Consider the following 21293-nt stretch of genomic DNA (forward strand, 5'->3'; position numbering starts at 1 on the left):
GGTGACGTTCTGGAACGTCGGTGTTTCCGTGCTGTGAACCAGTCGTCCCGAGCCGGTCCGCGTTGCTTCACTGGCGGTCATGGACCTGAACACGGTGGCCGAGATCCTCGACGCCCGGCAGCCGACACCCTGGCGGCCGGGCGACGCCTGGCTCGGCGGCGGCACGTACCTCTTCTCCGAGCCGCAACCGCACCTGCGCCGCCTGGTGGACCTGAGCCGCACCGGCTGGACCCCCGTCGAACGGCTCCCGGACGGCTCCCTGGAGATCGCCGCCACCTGCACGATCGCCCAACTCTCCCGTTTCGCGAAGGAGTTGACGGCCGAGGCGGCGGCCCCGCTCTTCGAACAGTGCTGCCGCGCCTTCCTCGCCTCCTTCAAGATCTGGAACATGGCGACGGTCGGCGGCAACCTTTGCAACGCCCTGCCCGCAGGCCCGATGATCTCCCTCACCGCCGCCCTGGACGGCGAGTGCCTGCTCCTGGCCCAGGACGGCACACACCGCCGCATCCCCGTCGTCGACTTCGTGACCGGCGCGGGCCGCAAGAACCTGGCCGACGGCGAACTCCTCCGCTCGATCACCCTGCCGGCCCGCGCACTCGCCTGCCGTACGGCGTTCCGCCAGGCGTCCCTCTACGGCCTCGGCCGCTCCGGAGTCCTGGTCATCGGCGCCCTGGACCCACTCGACGGCTCACTCGCGCTGACGGTCACCGCCTCGACGGTCCGCCCGTTCCGCCTGTGCTTCCCACTGCTGCCCACGGCCGAGGAACTGCGCACCGCGATCGCCTCCGCCGTCGCCGACGACGAATGGTTCGACGACATCCACGGACTGCCCGAGTGGCGGGCGCACATGACGTTCCACTACGCGGAGGAGATCCGCCGGGAGCTGGGAGAGACGGCAGCATGAAGATCGAGATCAACGGCCGCTCCGTCGCCGAAGAACCCCGCCCGGGTCAGTGCCTGCGCACCTACCTCCGCGAGCGCGGCTGGTTCGGCGTGAAGAAGGGCTGCGACGCGGGCGACTGCGGCGCCTGCACGGTCCACGTGGACGGCGAGCCGGTGCACAGCTGCCTCTACCCGGCCTTCCGCGCCGACGGCCGCGCCGTCACCACGGTCGAGGGCCTGGCCGCCGAGGACGGCGAACTCCACCCGGTACAGCGGAAGTTCCTGGACGCGCAGGGTTTCCAGTGCGGCTTCTGCACGGCCGGCTTCCTGATGACGACGGCCGCCTTGGACGAGGACCAACTCACCGACCTCCCCCGGGCGTTCAAGGGCAACCTCTGCCGCTGCACCGGCTACCGCGCCATCGAGGACGCGGTACGCGGGGTGTGCCACGCCGAAGCCCCCGACGCGGGCGAGGCCGTCGGCCGCAACCTCCCCGCCCCCGCAGGACCCCAGGTCGTCACCGGCACCGCCCGCTACACCTTCGACGTCGACATCCCCGACCTGCTCCACATGAAGCTCCTGCGTTCCCCGCACGCCCACGCCCGCATCACCGCCATCGACACCACGGCGGCACTCCAAGTCCCGGGCGTGCACGCCGTGTTCACCCACGACGACGCCCCGGAACGGCACTTCTCCACCGCCCGCCACGAACACCCCACGGAGGACCCGGACGACACCCGCGTCCTGGACGACACCATCCGCTACATCGGCCAACGCGTAGCCGCCGTGGTCGCCGACAGCGAGGCCGCCGCCGAGGAAGGCTGCCGGCGGATCGAGGTGACCTACGACCCCCTGCCCGCAGTCCTCGACCCGGAGGAGGCCATGCGCCCCGGCGCACCGGTGGTCCACGACAAGGACGCTGCCACGGCCCGGATCTCACGCCCGCAGAACAACGTGGTCGGCGAGGCACACGGCGAGATCGGCAGCGTCGAGACGGGCTTCGCGGATGCCGACGCCGTCTACGAGGACACCTACCGCACCCAACGCGTCCAGCACGCCAGCCTGGAGACGCACGGCGCGGTGGCCTGGTTCGACGAGGACAACAGGCTGACGGTACGCACCAGTTCACAGACCCCGTTCCTCACCCGCCGCGCCCTGTGCGCGCTGTACGACCTCCCCGAGGAGCAGGTGCGGGTCATCGCGGGCCGGGTCGGCGGGGGCTTCGGCGGCAAGCAGGAGATGCTCGTCGAGGACATCGTGGCCCTCGCGGTCCTGCGCCTGCGCCGCCCGGTGAAACTGGAGTACACCCGCGCCGAACAGTTCCACGGCGCGACCACCCGCCACCCGTTCACGGTCAACGTGAAGGTGGGCGCCCGCCGGGACGGCCAACTCACCGCGCTCCAGCTACGAGTTGTCTCCAACACCGGCGCCTACGGCAACCACGGCCCCGCCGTCATGTTCCACAGCGTCGGCGAGTCCATGGCCGTCTACCGCGCCCCGCACAAGAAGGTCGACGCCTACTCCGTCTACACGCACACCGTCCCGGCGGGCGCCTTCCGCGGCTACGGCCTCGGCCAGGTGATGTTCGCCGTGGAGTCGGCCCTCGACGAACTCGCCCGTCAACTCGACCTGGACCCGCTGGAGTTCAAGGAGAAGAACATCATCGGCCCGGACGAGCCGATGCTCTCCCCCGGCGTCGAGGAGGAGGACCTGCACATCGCGAGCTACGGCCTCGACCAGTGCGTGTCGATCGTGCGCCGCGCGCAGGCCGAGCCCTGGGACGCGGCTCCTGACGGCTGGCTGGTGGGCGAAGGAGCGGCCCTGGCGATGATCGCGACGGGCCCGCCCGGCGGCCACATCGCCGACGCGAAGGCGAGCCTCCTCCCCGACGGCGGCTTCGATCTCGCCGTGGGCACAGCCGAGTTCGGCAACGGCACGACCACGGTCCATCGCCAGATCGCGGCCGGCGAACTCGCCACCACCGTCGACCGGATCACCGTCCGCCAGTCCGACACTGATGTCGTCCGGCACGACACGGGCGCCTTCGCCTCCACGGGAACGGTGGTGGCGGGCAAGGCCACCCTGCGCGCGGCCCGCGCCCTCGCCGACCAGCTGCTCGACTTCGCCGCCGCCCATCTGCAAGTCCCGCGCGCGGACTGCCGGTTGGCGGAGGAGGCGATACTGCACCCGGACGGCCGTCTCACCCTGAAGGAGCTGCACGCGGCGGGTGCGGCGGCCGGGATGGAGTTCACCGCCGACGGGCACTTCGGCGGCACCCCGCGTTCGGTGGCCTTCAACGCGCAGTGGTTCAGGGTCGCCGTGGACCCGGACACGGGCGAGATCCGCATCCTGCGCAGTGTGCACGCGGCCGACGCGGGCAAGGTGATGAACCCGATGCAGTGCCGGGGCCAGGTGGAGGGCGGGGTCGCCCAGGCGCTCGGCGCGACCCTCTTCGAGAACGTCCGCATCGACGAGCACGGGGCGGTGGAGACGGCCGCGTTCCGCCGTTACCGGCTCCCGCAGTACGCGGACGTGCCGCGCACCGAGGTCCATTTCATGGAAACGGCGGACACCATCGGCCCGTTGGGCGCCAAGTCGATGAGCGAGAGCCCCTTCAACCCGGTCGCACCCGCCTTCGCCAACGCCCTGCGGGACGCGACGGGCGTCCGCTTCACCGAACTTCCGCTGACCCGCGACCGGGTGTGGCTGGCACTGGCCGACTCGCCGCGCCGTACCCCCCGTCCACCCGTATCGCGCTGATCCCACTGATGTGCCGGGCCCCGCAACGGTCCTGCGGAAGCACCAGTTGCGGTCCGGCACGGTCGAGCGGGGTGTCGTCGATGCTCACGGCGAGCAGAACAGGGGCATGAGCGAAGTCGGGGTCGATCTCGGCCCAGGACAACAGCGCGTGGTGCCCGTCCGTACCGCTGACCGCGATGAGGAAACGCAGCCGGTCCTTGCGGCGGACGGGGTCGAAGCCGGGGCCGGCCGAGGACAGGACGTCGTAGAGCCGGGGTCCGGCGAAGCGGTGGACCTGGGTGCCGCTGGTGGCGCACTCGAAGCTGACCCGCACCCGGTGCAGCGGCCAGTTGAACAGGTCCGGCACCGTCAGCCGGGCGGGTCGGGCGAGGTCCCCCGTCAGGTCGAGCTGCGCGAGCGTCACGAGCCATCACCTCCCGGAATGTGGTACCCGGAGGACGGTCCCGTACAAACGCACATGCGCACCCCGCAAGCGAATAGCGCAGCTCATGCGATGCGACAGGAGACTAATGCCTTGCATATGCGGCAGTATCATCGCGGCACGGCTGTTGCGGCCGGGCAAGGGCGCGACGACCCCATATCAGCAGAATCAGAGGAGTAGAACCGTGATGACCCGTTCCGCGCGTCGGACCCGCCGGACCCTGCAGGTTGCCGGGGCGGGAGCCGCCGCGCTGCTGGCCCTGAGCGCCTGCTCCTCCAGCGACGACTCGTCCTCCACGAAGTCCGGCTCCTCGGCGTCCGCGTCCCCGAAGATGTCCGGCACGGTCACCGTCTTCGCCGCCGCCTCGCTCAAGGAGTCCTTCACGACCCTGGGCAAGGAGTTCGAGGCGGCCCACCCGGGCACCAAGGTCGCCTTCAACTTCGCCGGCAGCGACACCCTCGCCGCGAGCATCACCAGCGGCGCCCCGGCCGACGTGTTCGCCGCGGCGAGCCCCAAGACCATGGCGATCGTCACGGACAAGGGCGACGGCGTCGGCACTCCGGCGACGTTCGTGCGCAACCAGTTGGAGATCGCCACCCTGCCGGGCAACCCCGACAAGATCGCCTCCCTGAAGGACCTCACCAAGTCCTCGCTCAAGGTCGTCCTGTGCGACAAGACGGTGCCGTGCGGTGCCGCCGCCCAAAAGGCACTGACGGCAAGCAAGTTGAAGCTCACCCCGGTGTCGTACGAGGAGGACGTCAAGTCCGCCCTCAACAAGGTGGTGTTGAAGGAGGCCGACGCGGCGGTCGTCTACAAGACCGACGTACACGCCGCCGGCAGCAAGGTGGAGGGCGTGGAGTTCCCCGAGTCCGCCGGAGCCATCAACGACTACCCGATCACCCTCCTCAAGAACGCGCCGAACGCCGTCGCCGCCAAGGCGTTCATCGCGCTCGTGCAGTCCGCCGAGGGCCAGAAGGTGCTGTCCGCGGCGGGCTTCCTCAAGCCGTGACCCGGCTCGACACCTCCGACGCCGCGGCCCAGACCCTGAAGGGCGGGCCGCGGCGTCGCCGTGTCCGGACGACAGGCCGCGGGGTACCGCTCCCCCTCCTGCTCCCCGCACTCGTAGGCCTGGCGTTCCTGCTCCTGCCCCTGCTCGCCCTTCTCGTACGGGCCCCGTGGCGCTCTCTGCCGAGCCGGCTGACCAGCACGGAAGTCTGGCAAGCACTCCAACTGTCCCTCCTCAGCGCGACCGCGGCGACGGCTGTGTGCCTGGTCCTGGGCGTACCGCTGGCCTGGGTCCTGGCCCGCACGGAGTTCCCCGGCCGCGGCTTCGTCCGGGCCCTGGTGACACTCCCGCTGGTCCTGCCCCCGGTGGTAGGAGGCGTAGCGCTCCTCCTGGCTCTCGGCCGCAACGGAGTCGTGGGCCAGTGGCTGGACTCCTGGTTCGGCATCACCCTCCCCTTCACCACGACCGGCGTCGTGATCGCGGAGTCGTTCGTGGCGATGCCGTTCCTGGTCATCAGCGTGGAGGGCACCCTGCGCGCCGCCGACCCCCGCTACGAGGAGGCGGCCCAAACCCTCGGCGCCTCCCGCTTCACGGCATTCCGCCGAGTCACACTCCCCCTGATCGCCCCCGGCATCGCGGCCGGCGCGGTCCTCGCCTGGGCCCGTGCCTTGGGCGAGTTCGGCGCGACGATCACTTTCGCCGGCAACTTCCCCGGCCGCACCCAGACAATGCCGCTCGCGGTCTACCTCGCCCTGCAGAACGACCCCGAGGCGGCGATCGCGTTGAGCCTGGTCCTCCTGGCCGTGTCGATCGCGGTCCTGGCGGGGCTCCGGGACCGCTGGATGACCACATCATGAGCGACCCCCGCACGACCGACACCGAAGCCACGGGCGACAAGGGCCTCGACGCCCGTCTCGTCGTGGACCGCGGCACCTTCCGCCTCGACGTGGAGCTGACCGCCGCCCCCGGCGACGTAGTCGCCCTCCTCGGCCCCAACGGCGCCGGCAAGACCACAGCGCTACGCGCCCTGGCGGGCCTGGCCGACTTGACGGATGGTCACCTACGGCTGGACGGCGCCGAGTTGGACCGCACGCCCCCGGAATCCCGCCCCGTAGGCGTCGTCTTCCATGACTATCTCCTCTTCCCGCACCTCACCGCCCTCGACAACGTGGCGTTCGGCCCGCGCTGCCAGGGCGCGACCAAGGCGGAGTCCCGCGCGGTGGCCGCCGAGTGGCTGGACCGCATGGGTCTCGCCGAGCACGCCGGCGCCAAGCCCCGCAGCCTCTCCGGCGGCCAGGCCCAACGCGTCGCCGTGGCAAGGGCGTTGGCGACCCACCCGCGACTCCTGCTCCTGGACGAACCCCTCGCCGCCCTTGACGCCCGAACCCGTCTCGACGTACGGGCGCAACTCCGCCGCCACCTCGCCGAGTTCGAGGCGGTGGCCGTCCTGGTCACACACGACCCGCTGGACGCCATGGTGTTGGCCGACCGGCTGGTCGTGATCGAGCAGGGCACGATCGTCCAGGAGGGCACCCCCGCCGACATCGCCCGCCACCCACGCACGGACTACATCGCCCAACTAGTCGGCCTCAACCTCTACAAGGGCCGAGCCGACGGCCACACGGTCACCCTCGACACCGGCCCCGCGATCACCACCACGGAGGACCTCCAGGGCGAGGTGTTCGTGGCGTTCCCACCCAGCGCGGTAACTCTCTTCCGCGACCGCCCCGTTGGCGCCAGCGCCCGCAACCTCTGGCACTGCGAGGTAGCGGGCCTGGAAACCCACGGCGACCAGATCCGCGTAGACCTGACCGGCGAACTCCCCCTGACATCAGACCTGACGACACCGGCAGCAGCCGAACTGGACCTACACCAGGGCGCGTCGGTCTGGGCCGCCGTCAAGGCAACCCAGACCCACTCATACCCAACCTGAGCTACAGCGCCCCGAAAGGGGCGCGGGGCTGTATCGATTTGCGGCTCCGCCGCGCGGGCGCGACCAGCCACAACGGACCAGCAGCCAAAACGCGACCTCAGTCCTCGTACGCATCCAACGGCGGGCAGGAACAAACCAGGTTCCGGTCACCAAACGCCTGGTCGATCCGCCGCACCGGCGGCCAGTACTTGTCGGCAACGGAAACACCGGCCGGGAAGACAGCCTCCTCACGCGAATACGCGTGCTCCCACTCCCCACCCAGCGCGGCAGCGGTATGCGGCGCGTTCCGCAACGGGTTGTCCTCGGCCGCCCACTCCCCCGCCCCGACCTTCTCGATCTCCCCCCGAATCGCGATCATCGCCTCGCAGAACCGATCCAGTTCGATCAGGTCCTCGGACTCGGTCGGCTCGATCATCAGCGTCCCGGCCACCGGGAACGACATCGTCGGCGCGTGGAAGCCGTAGTCGATGAGCCGCTTGGCGATGTCGTCGACGGTGACACCGGTCGCCTTGCTGATCGGCCGCAGATCGATGATGCACTCGTGCGCGACGAGCCCGCCGGGCCCGGTGTAGAGCACCGGGTAATGCGGCTCAAGGCGCTTGGCAATGTAGTTGGCGCTGAGAACCGCCACCTGCGTGGCCCGCTTGAGCCCCTCGCCACCCATGAGCCGGACGTACGCCCAAGAGATCGGCAGGATCCCGGCGGAACCCCACGGAGCGGCCGAGATCGGCCCCACTCCCGTCTCAGGCCCGGCCGCAGGCTGCAACGGGTGGTTCGGCAGATACGGCGCCAGGTGCGCACGCACGCCAACCGGCCCGACCCCCGGACCGCCACCGCCGTGCGGAATGCAGAACGTCTTGTGCAGATTCAGATGCGAGACGTCACCACCGAAATGCCCCGGCTTCGCAAGCCCCACAAGGGCGTTGAGGTTGGCGCCGTCGACGTAGACCTGTCCGCCCGCCTCGTGCACCTGCGCGCAGATGTCGGCGACGTGCTCCTCGAACACCCCGTGCGTGGACGGGTAGGTGATCATCAGTACCGACAACTCGTCGCGGTACTGCTCGATCTTCGCCCGCAGATCCTCGACGTCGATCTCGCCGTCCTCGGCGGTCTTCACGACGACGACCTTCATGCCGGCCATCACGGCGCTCGCGGCGTTGGTGCCGTGCGCGGACGACGGAATGAGGCAGACAGTCCGCTGCTCGTCCCCGTTGGCCCGGTGATACCCGCGAACCGCAAGCAGCCCGGCCAACTCCCCCTGCGAACCGGCATTCGGCTGCAACGACACCTTGTCGTACCCGGTGACCTCGGCCAGCCGTTCCTCCAACTCCCGGATGAGTGTGAGGTATCCCCCCGCCTGCTCGGCGGGCGCGAAGGGGTGCAGCTGCCCGAACTCGGGCCAGGTGACCGGCTCCATCTCGGTGGTCGCGTTGAGCTTCATGGTGCAGGAGCCGAGTGGGATCATGCCGCGGTCGAGCGCGTAGTCCCGGTCCGCGAGCCTGCGCAGGTACCGCAGCATCGCGGTCTCGGAACGGTGGTCCCGGAAGACGGGGTGCGTGAGGTAGGCGTCGGTACGCAGCAGGCCCTCGGGCAGCGTGTCCGCGGCGGAGGCGTCAAGCGCCTCAACGTCACCAGCCACCCCGAACGCGGCCCATACGGCGGCCAGTTGGGCACGGGTGGTGGTCTCGTCGCAGGCGATCGACACCTGGTCCGCGTCCACGAGACACAGGTTGACCCCGTCCTCGCGGGCGGCGGCGACGACCTCGGCGGCCCGGCCCGGAACGCGCGCGGTCAGCGTGTCGAAGTAACCGCCGTGCACGACCTCGACACCGCCGGCGGTGAGCCCGGCGGCAAGGATCGTGGCGTACCGGTGCGTCCGCCGCGCGATGCCCTTGAGCCCCTCGGGCCCGTGGTAGACCGCGTACATCCCGGCCATGACGGCGAGCAGCACCTGAGCGGTACAGATGTTGCTGGTGGCCTTCTCGCGGCGGATGTGCTGCTCGCGGGTCTGCAGGGCGAGGCGGTAGGCCTTGTGTCCGTCGGCGTCGACGGACACGCCCACGAGTCGCCCGGGCAGGCTGCGCGCGAACTTCTCGCGCACGGCCATGTATCCGGCGTGCGGCCCGCCGAAGCCCATCGGCACCCCGAAGCGCTGCGTCGTACCGACCGCGATGTCCGCCCCCAGCTCACCCGGCGACTTCAGCAGCGTGAGCGCGAGCAGATCGGCGGCGACGGTGACGAGGGCGCCGAGCGCGTGCGCCTGCTCGATCAGCGGCTTGATGTCGCGTACGGCACCGGAGGCGCCCGGGTACTGCACGAGCACGCCGTTGATCTCACGCTCGGCGATGTCGGCCGGGATGCCCTCGCTGAGGTCGGCGACGACGACCTCGACGCCGGCCGGCTCGGCACGGGTCTCGATCACGGCGATGGTCTGCGGCAACGCGTCCGCGTCGACCAGGAACAGCCCCTTCTTGTTCTTGCCCATGCGCCGCGACAGCGCCACGGCTTCCGCGGCGGCGGTTCCCTCGTCGAGCAGGGAGGCGCCGGAGGTCGGCAGCCCGGTCAGGTCGGCGACCATGGTCTGGAAGTTCAGCAGGGCTTCGAGCCGCCCCTGGGAGATCTCCGGCTGGTACGGCGTGTAGGCCGTGTACCAAGCCGGATTCTCCATGACATTGCGCAGGATCACGGGCGGGGTGAAGGTCCCGTAGTACCCGAGCCCGATCATGGAACCAAGGACTTCGTTGCGGTCCGCGAGGGAGCGCAGCTCGGCCAGCACCTCGGCCTCGGTGCGGGCGCCCGGCAGGTCCAGGGAGTCGGCGTTCTTGATCACATCCGGGACCGCGGCGGCCGTCAGCTCGTCGAGCGAGCCGTAGCCGACCTGCGCGAGCATCTTGGCCCGCGCTTCCTGGTCGGGTCCGATGTGGCGCTGCTCGAACGGGATGCCCTGTTCGAGCTCGGAGAGCGAAGGGCGAGGGGTGGTCATGAGGGAGGCCTCCTGGTCGGACACGACCTTCGAGGGCACCACGACATCGGGGTGCCGGACGGCCTCCCCCTCTGTCATCTCAACCTGAGAGCTTCACCGGCCACCCGAAGGTCACCGGTTTTCACCGTCGGTGAGAGCGCGAGCCGTCGACACCATCGACGACACGCGCCCTGCTTTCCAGAGTGACCTCGTCCGTGCGGTACGTGAGCCTGAGAGATTCCGGGGAGGATTTGCTCCTTCGGCGCCTCCGATGAAGTCTGGAGGACTCTCCCGCACGGGGTCAGCAGCCGCTTGCCAGCCTACCAGCGAGCGTTGAAGCCGAGCTTTCGAGTGGCCACCTTCTCCAATGTGCTCTTTTGTAGTGCTTACGGATGAGTTGCGACCAGGAGGAGGGCCCGTGCAGACCGATATCGATCCGCGCAACCTGATCGGCCGCAAGGCGTTCGACCGCACCGGCGCCAAGATCGGCACGATCGACGAGGTCTACCTCGACGACGCGACCGGCGTTCCGGAGTGGGCGGCCATACGCACCGGCCTGTTCTCCAGAGACGCCTTCGTCCCCCTGGAGCCCAGCGAACTGATCGAAGGCACCCTCCACATCCCCTTCGACCGCTCCCTGATCAAGGACGCCCCCGACTTCGGAGTCGGCCGCCACCTCTCCCCCGACCAGGAACTCCAGCTCTACCACCACTACGGCCTCGACGTGGCCCCACCCCCGTCCCTCCCGGACCACGACTTCGGCAAACTGGCAGGCTCGGACGACAACACCTGAGGCCGCTCGGCGGGCAGGTCATCACCGGGCCGTCGAGTCTCCGGGTCAGTCGACGCGGCGGGCGGGACGCCGAGAGGTCGCGCGACCGACGACAGCGGCAAGCCGGCAGACTCGCACGAAACCTGAGCCCGTTCGACGGCCGGGTCGTCGCCCGATCTTCGAAGCTCCGGAGGCGTCGGCGCGGCGGGCGAGTCGTCGGGCCCCGACACTGCCAACGGCGGCGGCGCAGCAGGCATGCCGCCGGAATCCCGCACGTCCGACGGCGGCGACTCGGCCTGCGCAACGTCGGGGTCCGACGCGGCCGACGGCAAAGTCTCGGCAGGCCCGACACCGGAATCTCGCCTGGCCAACGGCAACGGCTCGACCGGCGGCACAGCCACCCCCGGCGACTCCCCCGCCTCCCGCGCCACCAACGGCAACGGTTCCGCCGGCTCCAACTCCGGATCGTCGGTCCGGAACGTCCGCACCCGCCCCGGCCCCGCATCCTCAGGCGTCTCAAACCGCACGGTGACCCGCCCCAACCCACTTCCCTGCACCCACCCGTGCCCGAACCCGGCGTGGTGCACGTCGTGCCCCGCGGGCCAGTGGCGCTCCACGGGCGCCGCCTGCTCCTCGCCGACCTCCTCCGTGTGCTCCTCCTCAAGGAGGTCGGCCTGCTCCCCCGCCGCCTGCGCGAACAGGTCCTCCTGCGTGTAGTCGGCGAGCCCGGAGACACCCACCCCTAGCAGCCGTACCCCGCCCGTGGTGTCCACGGAGTCCAGCAACCGGGCCGCCGCCTCCCGCACCACTCCCGGGTCGTCGGTGGGCCCGCGCAGCGTCTCGGACCGGGTCAGCGTCGAGAAGTCGTACCGCCGCACCTTCAGCACGATGGTCCGCCCCGACAGCCCGGCGCTCCGCAGCCGCCGCACGCACCGGTCGGCGAGCCGCTGCACCTCCAGGCCCACCCGGATCCGGTCGTGGATGTCCACGTCGTACGTGTCCTCGACGGACACCGACTTGGTCTCCCGCTCGGCCACCACGGGCCGCTCGTCGTGCGCGAGCGCCATCGCGTACAGCGCGTGCCCGTGCGCCTTGCCCACCAGCCGTACGAGCTCGTCCTCGCCCGCCTCGGCGATCTCGTCGACCGTGGTGATCCCGGCCCGCCGCAGATGGTCGCCCGTCGCCGGGCCGACCCCCGGCAGCGTGCGCACCGACAGCGGCCCCAGCAGGGCCCGCTCGCTCCCGGGCTCGATCAGCACGAGCCCGTCGGGCTTGGCCCGCTCGGAGGCGATCTTCGCGATCATCTTGGAGGCGGCGAGCCCCACCGATCCCGTGAGCCCCGTGACCGCCCGTATGTCGGCCCGCAGCCGCTCCCCGGTCAGCCGCGCCGAGTCCGCGTCCCAGGCGGCTCCCCCGGCCTCCAGGTCCACGAACGCCTCGTCCAGGCTCAACGGCTCCACCAGCGGCGACAACGCCCGCAGCAGCCCCATCACCTGCTCGCTGATCGACCGGTAGAACCCGAACCGCGGCACGAGATACGCGGCGTTCGGAGCCAGCCGGCGCGCCTGCCCCATCGGCATCGCCGAGTTCACCCCGAAGACCCGTGCCTCGTACGACGCGGTGGCCACCACCCCGCGCGGCCCGAGCCCGCCCACCACGACGGCCTTCCCGCGCAGGCTCGGCTTGGACGCCTGCTCCGCCGAGGCGAAGAAGGCATCCATGTCGAGATGCAGGATCGTGGGCGCGGTTCTCACATCTCCGATGCTGCCCTACGCCACTGACAATGCCCCGCTACGGCTCCCGCCGGGCCCTCAGACGGCCCGGTTGCGCCGCCTGGCCAGCTCGTCGGCGGGGTTGGACCCGACCAGCGTCTCGCCCGTGTCGACACGCTCCCCGTGCAACTGGGACAGGGCGCTCTCGACATCCCGCCACACGACACCCACGGCGATCCCGAAGACGCCCTGGCCGCCCTGGAGCAGCGCGTGGACCTCGTCCGGCGAGGTGCACTCGTAGACCGTGGCGCCGTCGCTCATCAGCGTCATGCGTTCCAGGTCCCGGAAGTCGCACTCCTTCAGGTGCAGAACGGCGCTGCGGATGTTCTGCAGCGACACGCCCGTGTCGAGGAACCGCTTGACGATCTTCAGGACGACGACGTCCCGGAAGCTGTAGAGCCGCTGTGTCCCCGACCCGTGTGCGGGCCGCACACTGGGCTCCACGAGCCCGGTGCGCGCCCAGTAGTCCAGTTGCCGATAGGTGATGCCGGCCGCCGCACAGGCCGTCGGGCCCCGGTAGCCGATCTGCTCGGACGCCATGGACGTCGCCCCTCCGCTGCTCGGCACGGCAGTGGGTCGATGCGGAGCGTGATCGGCCGCACTGCCATGAAGCGGGTACGGGCCACTGTCCCCGAAACTGCGTTCCGGGGCACCCCCAGCCGTACCGTCGCCGCTGCTTCTCACGCCGACCTCCGTCCTTGACCTGCCTTCTCGACGGTAGGCAGTCACCAGGGGTGCGTCAACGATCGCCACACTCGGCACGCCGAGTGATAATCACCCTAGGAGTGGTTTCCCGTACCCCACCGCGGGGAAAGGCTAGCCGAATGCGCTCGCGGGGAGCCGCAGGACGCTCTCACACGCCGGTGGCAAATGCCAGCATTTCTTGGGCCCGGCCGCCGGTCTCACTGGCTGTTGGTGCCGAAGTCCTCGGGCGAGATCTGGTCGAGGAACTCGCGGAACTTCTCCACCTCGTCCTCCTGCTCGTCCGGGATCGCGATGCCGGCGTCGTCGAGCACGCCGTCGCTGCCGTAGATCGGCGTCCCCGTGCGCAGCGCCAGCGCTATGGCGTCGGAGGGGCGGGCGCTCACCTCGACGCCGCTGGCGAACACCAGCTCCGCGTAGAAGACACCCTCCCGCAGATCCGTGATGCGCACTTCGGTCAGCTCCTGACCGACCGCCTCCAGCACGTCCTTGAACAGGTCGTGGGTCAGCGGTCGTGCGGGGGCCATGCCCTGCTGTGCGAAGGCGATCGCCGTCGCCTCCCCGGGCCCGATCCAGATGGGGAGGTAGCGGTCGCCTCCCACTTCACGCAGGAGCACGATCGGTTGGTTGGAGGGCATTTCGACCCGGACACCTACGACATCGAGCTCGTTCACACAGCAACCCTAGGCCGTGCCCGGGACGTTTGGGTAGTCGGGCCGAGAACGGGTGACCGATCAGGCAGCCGCGAGCCCGCCCGGCTCAGGGCAGGCGGGTGCCGAGCGCGGTCTGCACCAGCGCGGCGTGCAGCTTCACCGTGAGCCCCGCCAGCTCCTTCGTACGGGCCTCCGCGTGGGCCCTCGTCTGCGGATTGCGGTGCCGCTTGAGCGGGGCCACCACCTGGTCGACGAGCCCGGCCTCACGGTCCGCCGCCGCCTTCATCACCCGCAGATGCCGCGGTTCGATCCCGAACCGCCCCAATTCGAGGACAAGTCCCGCCACGGTGACGGCCTCGGCGTCATAAACCCCGTCCGGCAGCGGAGCGATGAGCCCGTACGACTCCCACTCGTCGAGCTCCTCCTCACCGATCCCTACGGCGGCCAGCAGCTCGGTGCGCCCGATGCGGGCCGCCGTGGGCCCCTCCACGGGCTCCAGGACGATTTCCCCGTCCCGCTGACGCCCCACGGTGGGCAGCGGGGCGGCCTCCCCGCGCTCCATGGCGTCGAGGTGCTCACGGATCACCTTGAGCGGCAGATAGTGGTCCCGCTGCATCCTCAGGACATGGCCGAGGCGCTCGACGTCGGCGGGGGTGAACTTGCGGTACCCGGAAGGGGTCCGCTGCGGCTCGATGAGGCCCTCCGACTCCAGGAAGCGGATCTTGGAGATGGTGACTTCGGGGAACTCGTCGCGCAGCACGGTCAGCACCGTGCCGATGCTCATCAGCCCAGTGTCCGCGGCGGCGGTGCCGTGCCCGGCACCGCCGCTCGGTGTTTGAAGCATGGACCTTCCTGGGGAATCCCCCCGGACCCAGTCCGAGGGAGGGTCAGTAACCCCGCTGGCTCGCGTAGAACACCAGCCGGTACTTGCCGATCTGCACCTCGTCACCGTTCGCCAGAGGGACCGAGTCGATGCGTTCGCGGTTGACGTACGTGCCGTTCAGGCTGCCGACGTCGGCGACCGTGAACGAACCGTCAGGAGCGCGCCGGAACTCCACATGCCGGCGCGAGACCGTGACGTCGTCCAGGAAGATGTCGCTCTGCGGATGACGGCCGGCCGTGGTCAGCTCGCCGTCCAGCAGGAAGCGGCTGCCCGAGTTCGGCCCGCGGCGCACCACCAGGAGCGCCGAGCCCAACGGCAGGGCGTCCACGGCGGCCTGCGCCTCCGGGGAGAGCGTGGGCATCTGCGTCTGGCCGGTGACCTCGGCGTCGTAGGCCTCGAGACCGGAGATGGAGATGGTGGAGGTCGTCTCGGACGGACGCTCCGGGGTCGCGCCGGGCCGCAGCGGCGCACCACAGTTGGAACAGAAGCGGCTGTTCTCCGCGTTGCGGTTACCGCACCTCGTACACACCAGGGCCGACATAGGGGAAAACCCTCCACCCGTACTTGAGGTTGACGGTTGCCCGAAACCTATGTCGCCGGACTGCGCAGGGTCAACCGACGGCGCGCCCTGGCCACCGACCTGATCGCGGAACAGCGGGCGCTGGCCTTCTGCGTCCGGTTGGGCGCGATGGCGGGCGGTCTGACTGTCGCTGCCTTCTTTCGCACTCTTGCCGAACAACTTCGCAAACAACTTCACGGGCGATTCCCCTTGACCGAAACAGACCCGCCCGTGGGGCAGGACGAACCCTGATTGAACACACCGGTTGACCCGGACATCCTCACAACGTCCGTATCCACCAGACAGTTTCCACCACGCACCACCCAATCGGTGCGTCGACCCCCCGCAACCTCATGCCCTCGCCGGACGGTCCCCATGCACCCCCGGTTCACCGGGAGGACGACCGAGCGTAGTCAGGCTGCTTCGCCGCCCGCAAGGCATCCACGACGATCTTGGCCGACCGCCCGACGGTAACGGTGGCCTGCTCCTTCTCGAGAGTCTGCACCACGCCTCCAGGGATGTTGAGCGCCGGTTCGAGATCCTGCGGCTTGCCGATGACCTTGAAACGATAGGGCGCGTTGATCTTGTTCCCGTCGACACTCACGCTCTTGCCCGAGTCCGTCAGATACGTGCCGGCGACGACCCGTACACCGTTCACCTGGATCGCCTCCGCGCCGGCCGCGCGCAACTCCTGGACCGCGTCGAGCAGCATGTCCGCCTCGACCGTTCCCTTCGTGTCGTCGATGGTCATCGTGATGCCGGGTCCCTGCGCGGCCACGGTGCCCGCCAGAATGCCGAGTTGCTTCTCCTTCTCGGCCGTCTGCTTGCGGGCCTCCTCGGCCTGGTCGGAGCTGTTCTCCAGCTCGTCGCGCTGTTTCTGCAGACCCTGCTTCTCGTCCTCAAGACGCTGAGTACGGTCGTCCAGTTCATCGAGAATGCGTACAAGATCTTCCTGCCGGGCCCCACGCAGCGCGCTGTCGCTGTTGCTGTTCGACGCGACCTGCACGGCCAGCCCGAAGCCGAGGCCGAACAGCAGCACGGCGACGATGAGTTGGGCCCGGCTGACCCGGGGCGGCCACAGTCCCTGCACCAGCCGCTGCCGACCGGTCACAGGGGGACCGGCCTTCTCCTCAGGACTCGGCGCCTCCGAAGAAGCAAACGCCGGCACCTCTTCGGGCAGTTCCCTGCGCAGCCTGTTCTCCGGCTGCTCGTCCTCGTTGCTCATCGACCTCACGCCCGGAAGACGTGCCGGCGAATGGCCGCGGCGTTGGAGAAGATACGGATGCCGAGAACGACCACGACACCCGTGGACAGCTGGGCTCCGACGCCCAACTTGTCGCCCAGGAACACGATCAGCGCGGCCACGACCACGTTCGACAGGAACGACACCACGAAGACCTTGTCGTCGAAGATGCCGTCGAGCATGGCCCGCAGCCCCCCGAACACTGCGTCGAGCGCCGCGACGACGGCGATCGGCAGATACGGCTCGACGACCACCGGCACCTCAGGCCGGACCAGGATTCCGGCCACCACTCCCACGATGAGGCCCAGTACGGCGATCACGATGTGCCCTTCTCAGTTCTCGGCTGTGCTGTACGTACGATCACACTCGGCGCGGCGGGCAGCCGGAGATCGCTCTCCACGGAAATGGTCGCCCTGATGCCGTAGTTGTCTTCCAGGGCGTGCAGATAGAGCCCGTCGGCGGCGTTCTGGAACCTGGTGCTCAGCCGTTGGCCGTCCCCCACCGCGAGCACCGTGTAGGGCGGCACCAGTGGCTTGTTGTCCACCAGTATCGCGTCGCCCGCGGCCCTGATCGCGGACAGTGCCGTCAGCCGCTGCCCGTTGATGGAGACCGCCTCAGCGCCCGCCGCCCACAGTCCGTTGACGACCCGCTGCATGTCGCGGTCGCGCACCCGCCCGGTGTCGGAGAAGTCCGCGGTCTCACGCGGGTTGTCGCCCCCGCCGGAGGAAGCTTCCTTCGCGTCGTTGACGACAAGTCGCACCCCTGGGCCGTGCACCGCGGTGGCCCCGGACAACATGCTCACCAGATCGGCCTGTCCGCTGCCGCCGCTGGTCTTCAGGGCGGCCCGCTGCCGCGCGCCCACGTCGTCCCGGAGCTTGTCGACAGCGCCTTCCAGCTTGTCCGCCGACGTCGTCTCCTTGTCGATACGGTCGATCAGCTCCTGGCGCTCCTTGGCCACCACGGGGGCGGCCACGCGCGCCTGTGCCGCGCCCACGGTCACGACGAGGGCCGCCAGCACCAGGCCGGCGGCAAGACCGAGCTTCGCCCGGAGGGTCTTCGGCACACCGCTCGCGCCCGCGGCCTTCTTCCGCTCGGCGGCCTCGGCGTAACCGTCGTCGAGGCTGTGGTCCATGACGTTGGTGAGCAGCGACATGGATGCGTCCGGGCGCGAAGGTCGCGTGGGTGTGCTCCGAACGGGGGGCTGCTGCGGCATGCCGCACATCGTCGCACGTGGTGGCCTGTACCTCCGAATGGCCCCACCGGCGTGCCGGACAGGCCCCCTTGGGGACTCATGTCCGGCACGCGCGCGTGGTCCGCGTTTTACCGTCCGGCGCTGTCCACGACCGCCGACCACTCGTCCAACAGGGCCTGCGCGGAGGCGTCGTCGGGTCCTTCGGCCCACAGATGCGTGACCGCCTCGGCGGGATCGGGCAGCACCATCACCCAGCGCCCGTCGGTCTCCACGACCCGCACACCGTCGGTCGTGTCGACAAAGCGATCACCGGCCGCTTCCACGACCCGCCGCATCACAAGTCCCTTGACGGCCCAGGGAGTAGCCAGGTCCCGCTTCAGGACGTGCGCCCGCGGAATCCGGGCGTCGATCTGACTCAGCGTGAGCTGTGTCCGCGCCACCAGCCCGATGAGTCGTACGAAGGCTGCCGCGCCGTCGAAGACGCTGCTGAACTCCGGGATGATGAACCCGGCCTTGCCGTCCCCGCCGAAGATGGTCGTCTCGTCGCGCCCGACCCTGGTCAGGTCGTCCGGCGAGGTCGTCGTCCACTCGACCTGCGTCCCGTGATAGGCCGCCACCTGCTCGGCGATCCTCGTGGTGGTGACCGGCAGCGCCACCCGCCCGCTGCGCCGCTCCGCGGCCACCAGGTCGAGCATCACGAGCAGAGCCCGGTCGTCCTCGACGATCCGCCCCTTCTCGTCGACGAGCGACAGCCGCTCACCGACCGGGTCGAACCGCACTCCAAACGCGGCCCGCGCGGACGCCACGATCTCACCGAGCCTCACCAGCCCCGACCTCCGCGTCTCCGCGGTCTCCGTCGGCCTGGACTCGTCGAGACCGGGATTGATCGTCAGTGAGTCCACTCCGAGCTTGCCCAGAAGGCTCGGCAGCACGAGCCCGGCGCTGCCGTTCGACGCGTCCACCACGACCTTCAGCCCGGAGTCGGCGATCCCGGTCGTGTCGACGTTCCGCAGCAGCGAACCGGTGTACGAGTCGAAGACGCTGGCCGGGAAATGCAGGTCCCCGATCTCGCCTGGGAACGCCCGCCGGTACTCCTGCCGTGCGAACACCCGGTCCAGCTTGCGCTGACTCCCCTGCGAGAGGTCGGCGCCCTGGCTGTCGAAGAACATGATGTCGACGGAGTCCGGCACCCCGGGTGTGGTCCGGATCATAATCCCGCCGGCACTGCCCCGCGCGGTCTGCTGCCGGGCCACGGGCAGCGGTACGTTCTCCAGGTCCCGTACGTCGATGGCGCTGGTCTGCAGGGCGGAGATCACCGCCCTCTTGAGCGCACGGGCGCCTCGGGAGTGGTCGCGGGCCGTGGTGACCGTGGACCCCTTCTTGAGCGTCGTGGCGTAGGCACCGGCGAGACGCACGACAAGCTCCGGGGTGATCTCCACGTTCAGGATCCCGGACACACCGCGCGCGCCGAAGAGGTGCGCCTGGCCTCTGTTCTCCCAGATGACCGACGTGTTGACGAAGGCGCCGGCTTCGATGGTCTTGAACGGGTAGACCCGCACATTGCCCTGCACGATCGATTCTTCACCGATCAGGCACTCGTCACCGATGACCGCGCCGTCCTCGATCCGGGCCGCACGCATGATGTCGGTGTTCTTTCCGACGACACAGCCACGCAGATTGCTGTGCTGACCGATGTACACGTTGTCGTGGACGACAGCCCTGTGCAGAAAAGCCCCGGTCTTCACGACGACGTTCGAACCGATGACGGTGTGCTCACGGATTTCGGCGCCGGCCTCCACCTTGGCGTAGTCGCCGATGTACAGCGGCCCACGGAGAACCGCGTCGGGGTGCACCTCGGCACCCTCGGCCACCCACACACCCGGCGACAGCTCGAAACCGTCGATCTCGACGTCGACCTTGCCCTCCAGGACATCGGCCTGCGCCTTCACATAACTCTCGTGAGTGCCGACGTCCTCCCAGTAGCCCTCGGCGACAAAGCCGTAGACCGGCTTGCCTTCCTTCATCAACTGCGGGAAGACATCACCGGACCAGTCGACGGGAACGTCGGCCTCGACGTAATCGAAGACTTCGGGCTCCATCACATAGATTCCGGTGTTCACCGTGTCCGAGAAGACCTGCCCCCAGGTCGGTTTCTCAAGGAAACGCTCGACCTTTCCTTCTTCGTCGACGATGGTGATACCGAATTCCAGCGGATTGGGCACCCGGGTCAGACAGACCGTGACCAGTGCACCCTTTTCCTTGTGGAAATTGATCAGTTCGGTGAGGTCGAAGTCGGTCAGGGCATCACCGGAGATGACGAGGAAGGCATCGTCCTTCAACGCCTCTTCGGCGTTCTTGACGCTTCCGGCGGTACCGAGTGGCTTCTCCTCATTGGCATACGAGAGCTCCATGCCGAGCTCTTCGCCGTCACCGAAGTAGTTCTTGACCAGCGAGGCCAGGAACTGCACGGTGACTACGGTCTCATTGAGCCCATGCCTTTTGAGCAGCCTCAGCACGTGCTCCATGATCGGTCGATTGACCACGGGCAACAGCGGCTTGGGCATGCTTGAGGTCATGGGGCGAAGGCGTGTGCCTTCGCCTCCGGCCATCACGACGGCCTTCATGTCGGAAGCGTCCTCCTCTGAGAGACGACGGTCTAGCCGACTTCACCAGTCCAGATTGTCCCGCACTTTTGCTCAGCGGGCCATCGAGCGACTGTTACCGCCCAATCGGCAAGGTCAGTCGGCCATGGCGTCCGCACGCAGTAGGCGGCGGACTTGTACCAGGTAGAGGACTCCTGCCCACCAGTAGAGCGTTGTACCCCATCCTGCGAACGCCCATCCGAAAATCGCTGCGAGTGACGGAAGCCAACCGCTTCCGTCACTGAGCAGCAACAACGGGAACGCGTACATCAGGTTGAACGTGGCGGCCTTGCCCAGGAAGTTCACCTGCAACGGCGGATAGCCGTGGCGCCTGAGGATGCCCACGACCACCAGGAGAACCAGCTCTCGCGCCAGCAGCGCGGCGGTCAACCAGATTGGCAGAATCTCGCGCCAGGTGAGTCCGACCAGAGTCGAGAGAATGTAGAGCCGGTCCGCGGCCGGATCAAGAAGCCGGCCGAGGCTGCTGATCTGGTTCCAGCGTCGCGCGAGCTTCCCGTCCAGGTAGTCGCTGATCCCGCTCAGCATCAGCACCAGGAGCGCCCAGCCGTCGCTCTTGGGGCCTCCGAACTCGGGCCTGAGGATCAACCACAGGAAGATGGGTACGCCGACCAGGCGCGCCATGCTGAGGATGTTCGGGATGGTGAGCACCCGGTCTGTCTGGACGCGGGTCTCCTGGACCTCCACCCGGGGGCCTCCTGTGGGAAAACGTGCCGATGATTCCCCCAGACCTTACCTCAACGCAAAAAAAGCTCTGGCTCTTGGGCTGTGTGCCCAAGAGCCAGAGCTCTAAAAGGAGTTCGGCGGCGTCCTACTCTCCCACAGGGTCCCCCCTGCAGTACCATCGGCGCTGTAAGGCTTAGCTTCCGGGTTCGGAATGTAACCGGGCGTTT

The 21293-nt window shown here is 69.1% G+C and carries 17 protein-coding genes, 1 rRNA gene, 1 pseudogene and 1 riboswitch; of the genes and pseudogenes, 6 read left to right on the forward strand and 13 right to left on the reverse strand.

Annotation, left to right across the window (positions count from 1 at the left end; genetic code table 11):
- The first annotated feature begins 79 nt into the window (after window positions 1-79).
- Together ACIQBL_RS21330 and ACIQBL_RS21335 are read left to right on the forward strand one after the other, a co-directional pair.
- Window positions 80-904, forward strand: a complete 825-nt coding sequence (locus ACIQBL_RS21330) for an FAD binding domain-containing protein (RefSeq protein ID WP_401943992.1) — start codon at window positions 80-82, stop codon at window positions 902-904.
- Window positions 901-3642 carry a molybdopterin-dependent oxidoreductase gene (locus ACIQBL_RS21335; protein WP_401943994.1) on the forward strand — a complete coding sequence of 914 codons (2742 nt, stop codon included), beginning with the start codon at window positions 901-903 and terminating at the stop codon, window positions 3640-3642. The genes ACIQBL_RS21330 and ACIQBL_RS21335 overlap by 4 nt, the downstream gene beginning before the upstream one ends.
- Here ACIQBL_RS21335 and ACIQBL_RS21340 read toward each other — a convergent pair.
- On the reverse strand, window positions 3554-4045 hold the full coding sequence (locus ACIQBL_RS21340) for a molybdopterin-dependent oxidoreductase (RefSeq protein WP_401943996.1): 492 nt from the start codon (window positions 4043-4045) through the stop codon (window positions 3554-3556). The genes ACIQBL_RS21335 and ACIQBL_RS21340 overlap by 89 nt on opposite strands.
- Before the next feature lie 205 nt (window positions 4046-4250).
- Between ACIQBL_RS21340 and modA the strand changes: the two genes are divergently transcribed.
- From modA to ACIQBL_RS21355, 3 genes are read left to right on the forward strand one after another with little or no spacing between them, the layout of a single operon-like run.
- Entirely contained in the window at window positions 4251-5072 is an 822-nt protein-coding gene (gene modA / locus ACIQBL_RS21345) for a molybdate ABC transporter substrate-binding protein (RefSeq protein WP_401943998.1), read from the forward strand.
- Window positions 5069-5926: a molybdate ABC transporter permease subunit gene (modB, locus tag ACIQBL_RS21350; protein WP_401944000.1), complete on the forward strand. Its 858-nt coding sequence runs from the start codon at window positions 5069-5071 to the stop codon at window positions 5924-5926. The genes modA and modB overlap by 4 nt, the downstream gene beginning before the upstream one ends.
- Entirely contained in the window at window positions 5923-7002 is a 1080-nt protein-coding gene (locus ACIQBL_RS21355) for an ABC transporter ATP-binding protein (protein WP_401944002.1), read from the forward strand. The genes modB and ACIQBL_RS21355 overlap by 4 nt, the downstream gene beginning before the upstream one ends.
- 97 nt (window positions 7003-7099) lie before the next feature.
- On the opposite strand, the gene gcvP is transcribed toward ACIQBL_RS21355, so the two are convergent.
- The gene (gene gcvP / locus ACIQBL_RS21360) at window positions 7100-9985 is read right to left on the reverse strand and encodes an aminomethyl-transferring glycine dehydrogenase (protein WP_401944053.1); all 2886 of its coding nucleotides are present in this window, start codon (window positions 9983-9985) and stop codon (window positions 7100-7102) included.
- 187 nt (window positions 9986-10172) lie between these two features.
- A riboswitch (glycine riboswitch) is annotated at window positions 10173-10268 on the reverse strand.
- Between the two features lie 114 nt (window positions 10269-10382).
- Here gcvP and ACIQBL_RS21365 point away from each other — a divergent pair.
- Complete coding sequence (locus ACIQBL_RS21365) at window positions 10383-10757, forward strand: PRC-barrel domain-containing protein (RefSeq protein WP_043667932.1); 375 nt, start codon at window positions 10383-10385, stop codon at window positions 10755-10757.
- A gap of 260 nt (window positions 10758-11017) precedes the next feature.
- On the opposite strand, the pseudogene ACIQBL_RS21370 reads toward ACIQBL_RS21365, so the two are convergent.
- The 11 genes and pseudogenes from ACIQBL_RS21370 to rrf form a co-directional block, all read right to left on the reverse strand.
- A pseudogene (locus ACIQBL_RS21370) lies at window positions 11018-12490 on the reverse strand (DNA polymerase IV); the annotation flags it as partial.
- 57 nt (window positions 12491-12547) lie between these two features.
- Window positions 12548-13192: a MerR family transcriptional regulator gene (locus ACIQBL_RS21375; RefSeq protein ID WP_401944004.1), complete on the reverse strand. Its 645-nt coding sequence runs from the start codon at window positions 13190-13192 to the stop codon at window positions 12548-12550.
- Window positions 13193-13410: 218 nt separating this feature from the next.
- The gene (locus ACIQBL_RS21380; protein ID WP_006123076.1) at window positions 13411-13884 is read right to left on the reverse strand and encodes a bifunctional nuclease family protein; all 474 of its coding nucleotides are present in this window, start codon (window positions 13882-13884) and stop codon (window positions 13411-13413) included.
- A gap of 85 nt (window positions 13885-13969) precedes the next feature.
- The gene (locus ACIQBL_RS21385) at window positions 13970-14707 is read right to left on the reverse strand and encodes a MerR family transcriptional regulator (protein ID WP_401944005.1); all 738 of its coding nucleotides are present in this window, start codon (window positions 14705-14707) and stop codon (window positions 13970-13972) included.
- A 43-nt stretch (window positions 14708-14750) separates the two neighbouring features.
- Complete coding sequence (locus ACIQBL_RS21390; protein ID WP_078651359.1) at window positions 14751-15632, reverse strand: FHA domain-containing protein; 882 nt, start codon at window positions 15630-15632, stop codon at window positions 14751-14753.
- A 61-nt stretch (window positions 15633-15693) separates the two neighbouring features.
- Complete coding sequence (locus ACIQBL_RS21395) at window positions 15694-16530, reverse strand: DUF881 domain-containing protein (protein WP_401944007.1); 837 nt, start codon at window positions 16528-16530, stop codon at window positions 15694-15696.
- A 5-nt stretch (window positions 16531-16535) separates the two neighbouring features.
- Window positions 16536-16868 carry a small basic family protein gene (locus ACIQBL_RS21400; RefSeq protein WP_019059351.1) on the reverse strand — a complete coding sequence of 111 codons (333 nt, stop codon included), beginning with the start codon at window positions 16866-16868 and terminating at the stop codon, window positions 16536-16538.
- Window positions 16865-17701: a DUF881 domain-containing protein gene (locus ACIQBL_RS21405; protein ID WP_401944009.1), complete on the reverse strand. Its 837-nt coding sequence runs from the start codon at window positions 17699-17701 to the stop codon at window positions 16865-16867. The genes ACIQBL_RS21400 and ACIQBL_RS21405 overlap by 4 nt, the downstream gene beginning before the upstream one ends.
- 167 nt (window positions 17702-17868) lie before the next feature.
- Window positions 17869-20364: a sugar phosphate nucleotidyltransferase gene (locus tag ACIQBL_RS21410; protein WP_401944011.1), complete on the reverse strand. Its 2496-nt coding sequence runs from the start codon at window positions 20362-20364 to the stop codon at window positions 17869-17871.
- A 114-nt stretch (window positions 20365-20478) separates the two neighbouring features.
- Window positions 20479-21087 carry a CDP-alcohol phosphatidyltransferase family protein gene (locus ACIQBL_RS21415; RefSeq protein WP_043667902.1) on the reverse strand — a complete coding sequence of 203 codons (609 nt, stop codon included), beginning with the start codon at window positions 21085-21087 and terminating at the stop codon, window positions 20479-20481.
- Between the two features lie 111 nt (window positions 21088-21198).
- Window positions 21199-21293: ribosomal RNA gene (gene rrf, locus ACIQBL_RS21420) — 5S ribosomal RNA — on the reverse strand; the annotation flags it as partial.

Source organism: Streptomyces sp. NPDC088350, assembly GCF_044753545.1.
In the GTDB taxonomy this organism is placed as follows: domain Bacteria; phylum Actinomycetota; class Actinomycetes; order Streptomycetales; family Streptomycetaceae; genus Streptomyces.